Here is a 13,835-nt window from a genome sequence, read left to right on the forward strand (position 1 = left end):
GTACGTAGTCACTTAAACAAAGGATTCGACGGCCAATGCCTCCCGACCAACCCGATTCCCAAGACGATACCATCCTCTCCGAGGACGAACTCGACATCGCCGACGAGGAGAACGTCGAGGTGCTCGACGAAGGCCGATACGTCGTTTCGGCCAACGGGACGCCGAACGTCAGCGAGGAGACGGCGTCGTCCGCCGACGTCGACGAGCGAACCGGCTCCGTCGATCGAGACGCGGTCGAGGACTGGCTCGTCGACTACTTCGAGAACGCCGACGCCGACTACGGCTTCCACGTCACCGCCACGTTCGACGACCGGACCGACCAACACCGCGTGGTCTCGAACGACGTCGTCACCAGTTTCGAGGCGCTCGTACTCTGGTACGCCCAGCAGGTCGGCGACGGTACACCCGTCGAGGACGTCCTCGGAATATTGCTGGCGGAAGCGAACGTCTCGGTCCGCTACCCCGTCCAGACGCTCGTCGGTCTCCTCGAAACCCACGATCTGGGCCACGAAGACACCATCGCAGACCTGCTCGACGCCGTCGCCGACGATCGCGGCGTCAACCTCTCGCAGTAACATCAACGGTGATAATTTCACGCAAGCCTTTATCCGGGCACTGACGAAACCCACGCCCGAAGAGATGGCGACACGTGTACTCATCGTAGACGCTTCGGATTTCATGCGGAATCTCCTCCGTGAAATTCTGGAGGAAGAGTTCGAGATCGTCGGAGAGGGGAAAAACGGCGTCGAGGCCGTCGACCTCTACCGGAAACACGACCCCGACCTCGTGCTGATGGACGTCGTGATGCCGATCCGGGACGGCATCGAGGCGACGACGGCGATCACCGACGACGACCCCGACGCGAACGTCGTCATGTGTACGAGCGTCCGTCAGGAGGAGAAAATGGAGATGGCCGTCGAGGCCGGTGCATCCGGTTACATCACGAAACCCTTCCAGAAACCGAGCGTCCTCGAAGCGATACGCGATGTCGTGGACTGACGACGCGAGTCGACATCGCAGGCAGTCACTGACGTCGGCGGCGACTACGGTCGGCCGCTCCGTCCGGCGGGTGTGATCCCGTCGAGAGCACCGTCAGGACGCGTTTTTAGAATTATCAGAATCAGTAATCGAAGGGGAACGATTAAAGGAAGTGATCGAGATTCTCGGGACAAGAATGGCTGGGATGGACACTCGACCGGAGGATCGTCGATGAGCATTCTGGACCGGCTCCTGCGATCCGACGACGGTGGCGACGACGCCGACGACGAACTCCTGTTCGACGACGGTGACGACTTCGACGAACTCGGCGGGGGCGGCGAATTCGCTGACGACCTCGAGTTCGGCGAGGACGACGACGCCGGTGGCTCCACGCGCGAACTCGAGAGCCGCGTCGACGAACTCGAAAACGAACTGTCGAGTCTGTCCTCCACCGTCGGGACGATAAAGAGCGAGAACGAGGAGATCGCGAACACCGTCGACGACGTCGAGGAGAACGTCCGGAAGCTCCTCGACATCTACGAGATGGTGACGCGCGGCGTCAACCCGTTCGTCGACGACGTTCAGTCGGGCGGCGATTTCGACGGCGGCGGCGGATCGCTCGGTCTGTTCGACGCGGACGACGACGACGCCGACGACGCCGACGAGCAACTCGACGAGAGTCTGGCCGGTGCGGACGCCGAGGACTTCTTCGACGACGACTTCCTCGACGACGACTCCGTCGGCGCGACTGGTTCGGACGCGGGTGATGCCGACGACTCCGGCAAATCCTTCGAGGAACTGAAAAACGAGTACGACGCCGGTGACGCGGACTGGGCGACCGACGACGCCCGCGACGGCTTCGACGAGGGCGACGACCTGGAGGCGTCTGTCACGACGGACGACCCCATCGCCAACGGCGCGGCCACCGACCCCGATCCGGGGGCGACCGAGGCTGCCGAAGCCGGATCGGACGACGCCGAGCGCGCCGCGGAACCGCCGGCGGACCCCGCTGCTCGCGCGAGCCCCGACTCCTCGGCCGCAGCGGCACAGTCGGCGGGCGATCTCCAGTTCGCTGAGAACACGCTCATGGCGGGGTCCGGCCCGCGGGCCAAGCCGTATCTCGACGCGTTGCCGGCGGGGTTCGTAGTCGACCTCCTCGTGTTGGAGTGGATCGAGTTCCTCGTCGAGGAGTCGGATCCGACGGACGCCGCGCGCGCCGTCGAATACTATCGCACCGTCGAGTGGATCAGCGACGACGTGGCCGACGGTCTGCGGAACTTCCTCCGGGGTTCGGCGACGTCGACGCGGATTCCGACGAGGTGCGTCCGAACCCCACGTCGCTGACGCTCGACCACCACGTCGACAGCCTCCGGTACGTCAGTCGCCTCACGAGCGGCACCTCCGACGCGCTCCTCTTCGAACGCAGCCTGGAGGTGTCCGATGGGATTTAGCGTCAGCGGCTCGGCCGCCATCGTCTTCATCGGAATGTTCATCGCGTTCGGCACGATGTACACCGCCACCTCGAACGGCTTCGAGCGCCTCGCGGACGCCCGGGGCGACGTCGCCGACGAGACGCTGGAGCGACAGAACACCGCCCTCTCGCTCACGACGGCGACGTACAACTCCACGTCCGAGATCCTGACGCTGGAGGTGAACAACTCGGGCACGACGTCACTCTCCGTCAACGGGACGGACGTCCTCGTCGACAACGCCTATCAGACGTCGTTCGTCGTCCGGGAGGTCGACGGCGACGCGACGACGGACCTCTGGCTACCGGGCGAGACGCTCCACATCGAACTGTCGGTGTCGGATCCCTCGCGGGTGACGGTCGTCTCCGGGCCGGGCGTCGCCGTCTCGGAGGTGGTCTGAGTGGCGAGCGTCTCGGTGTCTCACATGGTGTTGTTCATCGCGAGTCTCGTCGTCGCGGCGGGCGTCGCCGGAACGTTCACCCAGAGCGTCTCCCGTATCAGCTCCGGCATCGACGACCAGAGCCTCGACGTGAGCGAGGAGGTGCGCACGGACGTCGAAATAATCAGCGACCCGGGCAGTTCCGTCTACGACGGGACGAACGTCACCCTCTACGTGAAGAACACGGGCACGTCACAGCTGCTAGCCGATCCGGCGTCCGTGGACGTCATCCTCGACGGTCGGTACCGGACGAACGTCTCGTTGACCGTCGTCGACGGCTCCGCCTGGGACTCGACGAACGTCGTCCGCCTGGAGATCGAGGCGTCGCTGCCCTCGGACGACCACCGGGTCAAGCTCGTCGTCAACGGCGACGAGGAGGTGTTTACGTTCCGAACATGAGCCGAAACAGTCTGCTATCCCTGGGACTCGAGGATCACGACCGGTTGAACACGGAACTCGGCGGCGGGATCCCCCGCGGGAGCATCGTCCTCGTCGAGGGCGACTACGGGGCCGGCAAGAGCGCCCTCTCACAGCGGTTCACCTACGGCTTCTGTGAAGAGGGGTTCACCGTCACCTGTCTCTCGACGGAGCTCACCGTCCGCGGCTTCATCGACCAGATGCACTCGATGTCCTACGACGTGGTCGATCACCTCCTCGACGAGAACGTCCTCTTTCTCCAGGCCGACCTCGACACCGGCGGGACCTTCTCCGACGACGGAGGCGACGAACGGCGCGAACTGCTCAAACGCCTCATGAACGCGGACGTGATGTGGAACTCCGACGCCATCGTCATCGACACGTTCGACTCCATCCTCCGTAACGACCCGAAGTTCGAGGCGCTCATCCGGCAAAACGAGGAGCGCCAGGCCGCCCTCGAGATCATCTCGTTTTTCCGAGACGTCATCTCGAAGGGGAAGGTCGTCGTCCTCACCGTCGATCCCTCCACGGTGGACGTCGAGGCGATCGGTCCCTTCCGCTCTATCGCCGACGTCTACATCAAACTCGAGATGATCGAGATCGGCGACGACGTCCGGCGGCAGATCTCGGTCAAGCGCTTTGCGGGCATGGGCGAACAGGTCGGCGACACCATCGGCTTCTCGGTTCGCTCCGGAACGGGCATCGTCATCGAGAGCAGAAGCATCGCCTAACGGATCATGACGGAACTGGGAACCGCACGACCGTCGGACGAGCTCCAACGACTCGCCTCGCGTCGCCCCCACCTGCGGGACCACCTGACGAAGTTCAAACAGATCACGGGCGAGTTCCCGATCCTCATCGACGAACCGACCACCGAGTACGAAACCCACCGACCGAACGTCCTCTACTCCGTCGGCGGGCCGATCTACTGTCACGTCTACGGCGATCTGGGACAGGACGTCAAATACTACGCCATCGAGCCGACGCTCGCGGACGACGAACGAGCGGTGTTCGGGAAGATCCGCGACCGGCTCCTCGACCGGAGCGTCAACAAGGCCATCCCGGAGGAGGACGCCGAGTACGACGACCGCATCGAGGAGCTCCTCTCGGAGGCGACGACCATCGACGACGGCTCGGGCGGGTGGCTCGACCGGTTCAAACGGCTGTTCGACTTCGGAAAGTTCCGGATCAGCGACAAGACCTACGAGAACATCCGCTATCGACTGAACCGCGACATCGTCGGGCTCGGCCCCCTCGAACCGGTGATGCGCGACCCGGCGAACGAGGACATCCACGTCATCGGCCCTCACGAGTGTTACGTCGACCACAGTGTCTACGGCCTCATCGAGACGACGGTGGACTTCGGGACGCCCGAATCGTTCGACAGCTGGCTGCGTAACATGGGCGAACGCATCGGCGACCCCCTCTCGGACTCGAACCCCATCGTCGACTCGACGCTCCCGGACGGCTCGCGGCTGAACGTCATCTACTCCGACGACGTGAGCGTCAAAGGCCCCAGTCTCACCATCCGCCAGGGCGACGAGACGCCCCTCACGATCACTCAGATCGCGAAGTGGGGGACGCTCTCGCCCGAACTGGTCGCGTACCTGTGGCTCTGTCTGGAGAACGAACAGACCGTCTTCGTCGTCGGCGAGACGGCGTCCGGGAAGACGACGACGCTCAACAGCATCATGTCGTTCATCCCCCGGGATTCGAAGATTTACACCGCCGAAGACACCGCCGAAGTCCTCCCGCCCCACGACACCTGGCAGCAGTTGCTCACCCGCGATGGCCAGGGCGAGGAGGGCGCGAACGTCGACATGTTCGACCTGGTCGCCACTGCGCTCCGGTCGCGCCCCGACTACATCGTCGTGGGCGAGGTCCGCGGCGAGGAGGGGCGAATGGCGTTTCAGGCGGCCCAGACCGGTCATCCCGTGATGCTCACCTTCCACGCCAGCGACATCGTCTCCATGATCCAGCGGTTCACCGGCGACCCCATCAACGTCCCCGAGACGTTCATGGACAATGCCGACGTCGCCCTCTTCCAGAACCGCGTCAAACAGGGCGACGACGTCCTCCGGCGGGTGACGAGCGTCCAGGAGATCGAGGGCTACTCCAAGGAGATGGACGGCGTCGTCACTCGGCAGGTGTTCGACTGGGACCCCGTCGAGGACGAAATCATCTTCCAGGGAATGAACAACTCCTACGTCCTCGAAGAGCGCATCGCCACCCTGCTCGGATACGCCGACACCCGCGACATCTACGACGACCTGCAGTTCCGGGCGGACATCATCGAACGCATGATTCAGGAGAACATCCTCGGCTATCACGAGGTGAACGAGACCATCGAGACGTTCCAGCGCGACGGCATCGAAGGACTCCCGTTCGACATCCACCGCTAACATGTCCTCGGAATCGAGCTCGGAAACCGACTTCGAGGTCAACACCTCCGAACTGGCGGCGTCGCTGCTGGATGCCTACGAGCGACTCGACGTCTCCGTCCGGCGGTACGCCCTGTTCGTGCTCGCGCCGTCGGCGGCGTTTTTCGTTCTGACGCTGGTGGGAGCGCTCGCGCTCGAGTTACCCCTGTTCGTCCGCCTGCCGATCCCGGTGTTCGGTGCACTGGTCGTCGGCGCGGGCGTCTTCTATCCGCAGTTGCGCGTCAGCCAGCAGAAAGTCCGGATGGAGAACCAGTACCACCTGCTGATGACGCACATGACGGTGCTCTCGACGACGAACATCGACCGGATGGAGGTGTTTCGCGAACTCTCGAAGGAGCGCGAGTACGGCCCGCTGGCGGACGAGGTAAACCGCATCGTTCAACTGGTTGACACGTGGAACCAGAGCCTCGACGACGCCTGTCGCCGCCGGGCGAAACAGATCCCGAGCGAGCCACTCGCCGACTTTTTCGACCGGCTCGCGTACACGCTCGGTGCTGGCCAGTCCCTGAGCGACTTCCTCTTGAGCGAACAGGAGGTGATGCTCCAGAACTACGTCACCGTCTACGAGAGCGCGCTCGACAACCTCGAAGTGATGAAAGACCTCTACATGTCGATGATCCTCTCGATGACGTTCGCGCTGGTGTTCGCCATCGTCCTGCCCATTCTGACGGGGACGAACCCGATGCTGACCATCAGCGGCGTCATCGTCATGTTCATGCTGATCCAGACCGGCTTCCTGCTCGTCATCCGCACGATGGCCCCGTTCGACCCCATCTGGTACGAACCGGAGGACATCACCCCACCCGATGAACGCCGGATGCAGGCGAGCGTCGTCGCCGGCGGTGCGCTCTCTCTCGTCACGATCGGACTCGTCGCGAGCAGTCTCTTCGGCGGTCCGATAGATCTCGCCGACTTCCTGCCGGTCGACTCCGTCCCGACGCCACTCTACGCGGCCTTGCCGTTCACGCCGCTGTTGATTCCGGGACAGACGTTTCGCCGCCAGGAACGGGAGATCGTCGCCCGCGACGAGGGTTTCCCGGGGTTCATCCGCGCGCTGGGTGCCAGCGAGAGCGCGAAACAGACCACCACGACGGACGTGTTGTGGACGCTCCGGAACAAGGACTTCGGCCCGCTCACCGAGGACATCGACGACCTGTTCAAGCGGCTCAACATGCGCATCGAGCCGACGCGCGCGTGGGAGTATTTCGCCGCCAGCGCGCAGTCGTATCTCATTCAGAAGTTCAGCGAGATGTATCTCGTCGGCCGGCAGATGGGGGAGAACCGAAACAGCTCGGCGAACTCATCAGCGAGAACATGAACACGGTCAATCAGTTGCGCCAGCAGCGCCGACAGGCGACGATCACGCTCGTCGGGTTGCTCTACGGTATCACGGCCGCCTCCACCTTCGCGTTTTTCATCGGCTTCACCATCGTGAAGATCCTCGCGGACCTCTCGTTCGGGCTTGGCGCACAGAGCACGTTCGACGTCGGCCAACTCATCCACACAGAGGTGTACGACCTCCCGGTCATCCAGTTTCTGCTCATCGCGGTCATCCTGTTCAACGCCCTGATGTCGTCGCTGATGATCCGGACCGTCGACGGCGGCCACAAACTGAACGCGCTCACACATTTCGTCGCACTGACCTGGTTGGGCTGTATCATCGGCGTCGTCACCAAGCTCATGGTGGAGGGACTGCTGAATGTCAGCGGGGACGAGCGGATTCTCGTCGACTTCGTCGGCGAGTTTTTCGTCACCGGATCGGGCGCGACCGAGCCGAGGAAGGGCGCGTCCTCATGAGCCCGCACCGGCTCGTTCTCGCCGGCAGCGACGACAGGAGGACCATCCCGATGTCGGCCGTCGTCGACGTGGCCGTGGGTCACGTCCCGCCGGCGATGCGGGAGTTCTTCAACGACTCCGTCAGCGTCGCGTACGAGCGGGACGGCGAACGCAGATTCGCCGTCGTCGAGGCGGGCTCCGACGCCGTCGACAAGTTCACTACCATCCTCTTCAAGGCGCAGTTGAACGGCGTCGAGGCGACGGTCGAACACCCGGCGCGTCGGGGCGGTCGCGTCCTCGACGCGCCGACGCGACTCGGCACGCTCCGCGTGAAACGCGGACGGGTGGTCTTTGCCGACCTCCCGTCCCCGTTCGAGGTCGACCTCGGGACGGTCACGGAGATCTCGAAGCCGTCGCGAACGCTCCGCGGGAGCGCCCGCCCGACGCTCGAAATCCGCCATTTCCCGTCCGCGACGTCCGTGACGACTGACGTCGCTCTCCCGACACAGCGGAAGACGAATCTCCTGAGCCGGTATCTCCGGCTGGAGTACAGCGACCTGCTGGCCGAACTCGAGGACGTCTCGCTGACCGACGAAGAGATACAGGCGCTCGTCGGCCTCTACTCCGCGGGCGAGACGGCCGATCCGACGGACCTCGTCACGGCCGGTTCGGGTCGGCCGACGGTGTTGGACTCGCTCCGGGAGAAAGGGCTGGTCGAAGGCGGCGAACGGACGGCGCTGACGCCGAAAGGCCGCGTCGCCGTCACCGACCGCTTCGACGCCGTCGACTGATCGCTGGTCGCCGTGTCGGACCTCGGTTACTGGTCGTTCATCGCGGTGCTGGCGATGTTGCGGCCGCGGGCGTTGAGCACCACCTCGCGGCGCTTGCGCACCTCCTCCAAGACGCCGAGGTCGACCAGTCGTTCGAACGTCGCCTCGACTTCGTCGACGTCCCCGCCGACGAAGCCCGGTATCTCGAACGGCGAAACGCCGGAGTAGAGCGCCAGCAACACCTCGGTTTCCCCGCTCGACAGCTCGACGTCGATCTCGCTCCCCTCCTCGCCGTTCCGCAGGAACGACTCCAGGAAGGCGACGTGGCGGTCCTCGCCCGAGAGGTAGGTCTGGACGCTCGCCCCGCCCTCGGTGTGTTCGGTCTCGAGGACCGGCCGTTTCCCGTCGCGGACCGTGCGTTCGGTTCGGTCCAGCGAGCCGACGTCGTCGAGCGCGACCTCGACGAACGAGCCGTCTGCCATCGCCACGGCGAGGGCCTCGGCTTCGACTTTCACGCGGGCCTTCAGCCACTCGGTGTCCTGGACGACGCCGCCCTCGACGGCCGGGTGGCGCGCGAGGACGACGGTTCGGTCCAGCAGCGCGCGGTAGATCGCGGTCTCGAAGGCGTCGTCGTCGGGAGCGACCAGCAGGACGTCCTCCCCGGACAGGTAGAGGCTGACGTAGCCGGAGACGCTCGCGACGAACCGGCCGACGTCGTAGCGGCCGTCGAGACGGGCAACGTCGGAGAGGGGAACGGTGCGCGTCCCGTCGTTGTCGACGAGGACGAGGCGCTCGTTCGAGAGGACGAGGCGACCGCTGGTCCAGTCGGCGTCCGGTAGCCGCCGGCCGTGTCGAACGACCCGTACGAACTGCCCGCGCGCGTCCGCGATTTTGCGTTCGCCTTCGCTCATCGTCGGTCACCGTCCGCCGTCGAGTTTCGAGAGCGCCGAGAGCGCCTGCTTTCGCACCTCCGGATCGTCGGTCGATTCGACGAACGATTCGAGTCGATCCCGGGCGCGATCGCCGCCGACCTTCCCGAGGACGAACACCGCCTTGGCGGCCCGGTCCGACCCGGGCGCTTCCAGCAGGTCCAGCAGCGCGTCGACGACGGCGTCGCCGCCGATGGCGACGAGGCTCGTGGCCGCGAACTGCGCGGTCGTCTCGTCGTCGTCGCCGAGCGCCGACACGAGCGCGCCGACGACGCGGCCCCGGTGTGTCTCGCCGACGACGCGGCCGAGCAGCCACACCGCGTTGCGTCGCTGGGCGACCTGTCGCCCCTCTTCGAGGAGTTCGGCCAGCGCGTCGACGACGCTTTCGTCGGCCGTCTCGCCGAGCCGCTCGACGACCGTCTGGCGAATCTCGTGGCCCCGCTTGGACGGTGCGTTCGACAGGAGCTTCACGATAGAGTAGACGGCGGCCCGTCGGACCGCGTCGTCGTCGTCGGTGAGCGTCTCGACGAGGGCGTCGATCGGTTTCGGGCCGTCGTAGTCGCCAAGCGCCGACGCCGCGACGTATCTGACCTCGGGGCTGTCGTCCTCGACCTGGTCGACGAGCGCCGCGAGGGCGCGTTTCGATCCGATGGCCGCCAGCGCGTCCGCGGCGGCCCGTCGCACTCGCCGATCGTCGCCGTCGACGCGTTCGCGGAGGGCGTCGACGGCCCGCGGGTCGCCAAGCTTACCACACGCGCGAGCGGCGCGCGCCCGCACTCGCGGGTCCGAGTCGGTGAGCGCCCCGACGAGGGCCGGCAGAGCCTTCTCGTCGCCCAGCCGGCCGAGCGCGTTGGCCGACGCCATCCGGAGTTCCGGACGATCGGCCGAGAGCGTCTTCACGAACGCCCGCGCCCGTACACGCCCCAGGCCCGAATCAGCGTCCTGCCCCGAGAGGCTGACGACGAGTTGCTCGATGGCGTCCTCGCCGAGTCGGTCGAGGGCGTCGATGGCCGCCCCGCGGACCGCTTCGTCGTCGTCGTCGATCGCCGCGCGGACGAGTTTCTCGACGATCTGCTGGTCGGCGACCCCGAGGTCGCCGAGGACCTCCGCGGCTCGGCGGCGAACGGCGGCCGTCTCCCCGCCGTGGAGGTAGTCGAGGAGGGCGTCGGTGTCGCCGTCCTTTTCGAGTTGGTAGAGTGACATCAGTCGATCCCGAAGTAGCCGCGGTGGCGTTCGTCCGGCGTCACGCTCGCCGGCCGCTCCCGCGGAAGCGTCTCGGTCATCCCTGCTCGGGGGCGTCTCGTCTCCTCCGCCGTCGGACGACCCCGTCCGACGACGAGCGACAACTCCGGTCATTCTTCGGTCGTTGGTTTCGAAACGACCGAAATAAAGACTCCGACGGTTTTCTCACAGCTGAGAAACAGAGGGCAGCCGTACCGTCGCGAACGGCGGTCGATCCATCGTCGGAGCCGGCGTGCCGTCGCCTGTGGATCCCGACGGGTTCTCGCCTCGTTCCAGCGAGCGCGTCGCTCGCAGACTTCGGACGCGACGTCGTGAGCGGCCCGATCAGCCCGCCGTCGAAGCCTCCGGTCGGACCGCCGCAGGGAGACGCTGTCGATCCAGTCGTCACGCCGGCGGACGCCGCGCCCGTCCGCCGCAGATCGTGTCAGAGAGAGAAGATGTGGCCGAAAATTTGATACGATGATAATGGATGGTGTCCACTATGATAGCTCCTCACGTCGGTCCGGGCCCCGGGGCGAGCGGCGCGGTCCTGACGGCTGACGAGGAGAGCGCCGGCGGCCGGCACGGAGCGGGGTCGAGCGGACGATGACCGACTCCGAGTCGGAGCCGACGGTGCTCGTCGTCGAGGACGAACAGCCGTTGGCAGACCTCTACTCCTTCTGGTTGGAGGAGGCGGCCACCGTTCGGACGGCCTACGACGGCGAGGAGGCGCTCGACCGCGTCGACGAGGACGTCGACGTCGTCCTGCTCGACCGTCGGATGCCCGGGCTCTCGGGTGACGAGGTACTCGACCGCTTCGACGAACGCGGACTCGACTGCCGCGTGGTGATGGTGACCGCGGTCGATCCCGACTTCGACATCGTCGACATGAACATCGACGACTACCTCGTCAAACCCATCACCGCGGACGACCTCGAAGCCGCCGTCGACCGGATGGTCCGCCGCGACCAGTTCGACGAGGAACTGCTGGAGACGTATCGGCTAGTCGAGAAGAAGGCGGCGCTCGAGAGCGCGAAGAGCCAACAGGAACTCCGGGCGAGCGAGGAGTACGCCCGCCTCGAACGGCGCGTCACGGAACTCCGGAACCGGGTCGACGAAACCGTCTCGGAATTCACGCAGACCGACTTCGTGGCGGCGTTTCGCGACCTCTCGTCCGACGACTCGCCGCCGGACGGCGACCGACCTATCTGACGACGGTGACGGGGACGGGCGACCGCCGGACGACCGCCTCGGCGACGCTTCCGAGGAGCACCCGCGTAACGCCCTTTCGGCCGTGACTGCCGATCACTATCTGATCGACGTCGTGTTCTTCGGCGTAGTCGACGATGGCCCGTGACGGGGCTCCGACGCTCGTCTCCGTCCCGATCTCCCGGTCCCGTTCGGCCGCGCGGTCTCTCGCCTCGCCGAGGACGCGTTCGGCCTCCTTGCGGGCCGCCTCGTGGAGTTTCTGGAACGTGTTCGGCGTCGCCTCGATGGACGCGTAGCCGATGTCCGTCGGATCGACGACGGTCAACGCGACGACGTCGGCGTCGGGGAACTGTTCGAGCGCGAAGTCGAGTGCTTTCTCCGACGGTTCGGACCCGTCGACGGGGACCAGTATCTGATTCGTCATATCCGCACGTACCGCGGGGCGGCGACGTAACTGTAGGGGGTATCGATACGGAGCGCGCCGGTGTACGCCGTCGCCGCGGACGGGATTCCCGCGCCCGCCGCGTCGCCGGTCACGGCTATCTGCCGCCGGGCACAGCTATATGTCCGCCGTCCGCGTATCGCCTCCATGTTCGTGATGCGGGCATCGGGTGGTGACGAATCCCCCGCCGCTGGGGTGGGCGACCGCGAGAGTTGCCGCCGATGCTGCGGACCTGTTCGTCCGGCTCGTGGGCACGAATCCGGTAGTGCAGGGGCTCGCCGGCGGCATCGTCATCGCGCTGATGAACCTCCTCGGCGCGAGCCTCGTCGTCGTCTGGACCGACCCCACGGAGCGGGCGCTCGACACCGCCCTCGGTTTCGCCGCGGGCATCATGCTCGCCGCGTCGTTCACCAGCCTTATCCTCCCCGGCATCGAGGCGGGCGGCGTCATCCCCGTCCTCGTCGGCTTCGCCCTCGGCGTCGTCCTCCTCGACCGGGCGGACGTCTGGGTCCCCCACGTTCACGTCCTCGTCACGGGCCGGACCCGTCCGGACTCGCCCGACCCGCACCCCCGGGCCGCGTCGGTCGTCCTCTTCATCGTCGCCATCACCCTCCACAACATGCCGGAGGGCCTCGCCGTCGGCGTTAGCTTCGGCTCCGGGAACCTCGGCAACGCGCTCGCACTGATGCTCGCCATCGGCATCCAGAACATCCCGGAGGGACTGGCCGTCTCCGTCGCCGCCATCAACGCCGGCTTCGACAGGACCTTCTACGCCACGCTCACCGGCGTCCGCTCGGGTCTCGTGGAGATCCCGCTGGCCGTCTTCGGCGCGTACGCGGTGCAGGTCGCCGGCCCGGTACTCCCCTACGCGATGGGCTTTGCCGCCGGCGGGATGCTGTTCGTCATCAGCGACGAGATCGTCCCGGAGACGCACTCCCGGGGCCACGAACGCGTCGCCACGCTCGGTACGATGCTCGGCGTCGTCGTCATGCTCTATCTCGACGTGACGCTCGGCCAGCGCCGACGCCTACCGGCCGACGAGTCCCTGGTCGATGTCGTCGTAGGCGACGACGTCGCCGCCGTATTCGCTCGCGAACGACTCCGCGTCGGCCGACGCCGAGAAGGACACGAAGTCGTCGCCCATCGCGCCTCTCACCGAACTGCCGACGACGTACGACATCGCCTCGGCGGGGCCGAACGCCGCCGCCTCGGGATGGGAACTGATGTACTGCTCGTCGTCGCCCGAGACGGTGTAGTCGACGGACGAGTAGTCGGTGACGTACGCCGCGGCTATCCCCCATCCCCGCTGCTCGTGTTCGAGTTTGTACGGGAAGAAACAGTGTTTCAGCGTGTCGAAACGCGCGGGGTTGTCGTGGCCCTCCGGGTGCTCGTCACGGTAGAATAGCTGTCCGTTCGGTCCGGGGTGATTCCCGATGACCATGCCACAGACGTCACACGACAGCGACCCGGTGAGCGAGACGGGGTCGGGGGCGTCGCCGCCACCACCGCCCAGACAGCCTGCGAGGGCGGGGACGGCGACACCGCCTCCGATTCGGAGGGCGGTCCGACGCGTGAAGCGGTGCGAACAGTCGTGGTCGTGAGACCGGGAATCCATACTCCTACTACGTTGCCCCACCGAATTATACACCCGCGCCGATTCGACACACCAACCACAAGCGTATACTACGCTCGCCGGCGGAGGTAGGAACGACGCTACCGGCGTCGACGCCGCGGGGATCGCCCC

At 66.1% G+C, this 13,835-nt stretch carries 16 protein-coding genes and 2 pseudogenes; 12 read left to right on the forward strand and 6 right to left on the reverse strand.

Going from position 1 to position 13,835, the window contains the following annotated elements:
- The first annotated feature begins 35 nt into the window (after window positions 1-35).
- The 10 genes and pseudogenes from ACFQJD_RS07395 to ACFQJD_RS07440 all read left to right on the forward strand — a co-directional run bounded on the left by ACFQJD_RS07395 (window position 36) and on the right by ACFQJD_RS07440 (window position 8,311).
- Complete coding sequence (locus tag ACFQJD_RS07395; protein ID WP_379797236.1) at window positions 36-575, forward strand: DUF7500 family protein; 540 nt, start codon at window positions 36-38, stop codon at window positions 573-575.
- Window positions 576-639: 64 nt separating this feature from the next.
- Complete coding sequence (locus ACFQJD_RS07400; RefSeq protein ID WP_379797238.1) at window positions 640-999, forward strand: response regulator; 360 nt, start codon at window positions 640-642, stop codon at window positions 997-999.
- 210 nt (window positions 1,000-1,209) lie between these two features.
- The gene (locus ACFQJD_RS07405; protein WP_379797240.1) at window positions 1,210-2,322 is read left to right on the forward strand and encodes a flagella accessory protein C; all 1,113 of its coding nucleotides are present in this window, start codon (window positions 1,210-1,212) and stop codon (window positions 2,320-2,322) included.
- Window positions 2,298-2,429: a hypothetical protein gene (locus tag ACFQJD_RS07410; RefSeq protein ID WP_379797242.1), complete on the forward strand. Its 132-nt coding sequence runs from the start codon at window positions 2,298-2,300 to the stop codon at window positions 2,427-2,429. The genes ACFQJD_RS07405 and ACFQJD_RS07410 overlap by 25 nt, the downstream gene beginning before the upstream one ends.
- Window positions 2,419-2,847, forward strand: a complete 429-nt coding sequence (locus tag ACFQJD_RS07415) for a hypothetical protein (RefSeq protein ID WP_379797244.1) — start codon at window positions 2,419-2,421, stop codon at window positions 2,845-2,847. Before ACFQJD_RS07410 ends, ACFQJD_RS07415 begins: the two co-directional genes overlap by 11 nt.
- Window positions 2,848-3,285: a flagellar protein G gene (locus tag ACFQJD_RS07420; RefSeq protein WP_379797246.1), complete on the forward strand. Its 438-nt coding sequence runs from the start codon at window positions 2,848-2,850 to the stop codon at window positions 3,283-3,285.
- On the forward strand, window positions 3,282-4,034 hold the full coding sequence (locus ACFQJD_RS07425) for an ATPase domain-containing protein (RefSeq protein ID WP_379797248.1): 753 nt from the start codon (window positions 3,282-3,284) through the stop codon (window positions 4,032-4,034). Before ACFQJD_RS07420 ends, ACFQJD_RS07425 begins: the two co-directional genes overlap by 4 nt.
- 6 nt (window positions 4,035-4,040) lie before the next feature.
- Window positions 4,041-5,705, forward strand: a complete 1,665-nt coding sequence (locus ACFQJD_RS07430) for a type II/IV secretion system ATPase subunit (protein ID WP_379797250.1) — start codon at window positions 4,041-4,043, stop codon at window positions 5,703-5,705.
- A gap of 1 nt (window position 5,706) precedes the next feature.
- Window positions 5,707-7,448 (forward strand): annotated as a pseudogene (gene flaJ / locus ACFQJD_RS07435) (archaellar assembly protein FlaJ); the annotation flags it as partial.
- An 89-nt stretch (window positions 7,449-7,537) separates the two neighbouring features.
- On the forward strand, window positions 7,538-8,311 hold the full coding sequence (locus ACFQJD_RS07440; protein ID WP_379797252.1) for a CheF family chemotaxis protein: 774 nt from the start codon (window positions 7,538-7,540) through the stop codon (window positions 8,309-8,311).
- Between the two features lie 26 nt (window positions 8,312-8,337).
- Here ACFQJD_RS07440 and ACFQJD_RS07445 read toward each other — a convergent pair whose 3' ends face one another.
- From ACFQJD_RS07445 to ACFQJD_RS07455, 3 genes are read right to left on the reverse strand one after another with little or no spacing between them, the layout of a single operon-like run.
- A complete protein-coding gene (locus ACFQJD_RS07445) occupies window positions 8,338-9,201 on the reverse strand; it encodes a CheF family chemotaxis protein (RefSeq protein ID WP_379797254.1) in 864 nt (287 codons plus the stop codon).
- 6 nt (window positions 9,202-9,207) lie between these two features.
- A complete protein-coding gene (locus ACFQJD_RS07450) occupies window positions 9,208-10,422 on the reverse strand; it encodes a HEAT repeat domain-containing protein (RefSeq protein WP_379797256.1) in 1,215 nt (404 codons plus the stop codon).
- Complete coding sequence (locus tag ACFQJD_RS07455; protein ID WP_379797258.1) at window positions 10,422-10,565, reverse strand: hypothetical protein; 144 nt, start codon at window positions 10,563-10,565, stop codon at window positions 10,422-10,424. The genes ACFQJD_RS07450 and ACFQJD_RS07455 overlap by 1 nt, the downstream gene beginning before the upstream one ends.
- Window positions 10,566-11,046: 481 nt before the next feature.
- Here ACFQJD_RS07455 and ACFQJD_RS07460 point away from each other — a divergent pair, with 481 nt between their 5' ends.
- Window positions 11,047-11,652 carry a response regulator gene (locus tag ACFQJD_RS07460; RefSeq protein ID WP_379797260.1) on the forward strand — a complete coding sequence of 202 codons (606 nt, stop codon included), beginning with the start codon at window positions 11,047-11,049 and terminating at the stop codon, window positions 11,650-11,652.
- On the opposite strand, the gene ACFQJD_RS07465 is transcribed toward ACFQJD_RS07460, so the two are convergent.
- Window positions 11,645-12,073, reverse strand: a complete 429-nt coding sequence (locus ACFQJD_RS07465) for a universal stress protein (RefSeq protein WP_379797262.1) — start codon at window positions 12,071-12,073, stop codon at window positions 11,645-11,647. The genes ACFQJD_RS07460 and ACFQJD_RS07465 overlap by 8 nt on opposite strands.
- Window positions 12,070-12,240: a hypothetical protein gene (locus ACFQJD_RS07470; protein ID WP_379797264.1), complete on the reverse strand. Its 171-nt coding sequence runs from the start codon at window positions 12,238-12,240 to the stop codon at window positions 12,070-12,072. The genes ACFQJD_RS07465 and ACFQJD_RS07470 overlap by 4 nt, the downstream gene beginning before the upstream one ends.
- Before the next feature lie 41 nt (window positions 12,241-12,281).
- Between ACFQJD_RS07470 and ACFQJD_RS07475 the strand changes: the two are divergent.
- A pseudogene (locus tag ACFQJD_RS07475) lies at window positions 12,282-13,106 on the forward strand (ZIP family metal transporter); the annotation flags it as partial.
- A gap of 12 nt (window positions 13,107-13,118) precedes the next feature.
- On the opposite strand, the gene ACFQJD_RS07480 reads toward ACFQJD_RS07475, so the two are convergent.
- Entirely contained in the window at window positions 13,119-13,706 is a 588-nt protein-coding gene (locus ACFQJD_RS07480; protein WP_379797266.1) for a nitrous oxide reductase accessory protein NosL, read from the reverse strand.
- Between the last annotated feature and the right edge of the window lie 129 nt (window positions 13,707-13,835).

The organism is Haloplanus sp. GCM10025708, assembly GCF_042663985.1.
Classification (GTDB): Archaea; Halobacteriota; Halobacteria; order Halobacteriales; family Haloferacaceae; genus Salinirarus; species Salinirarus marinus.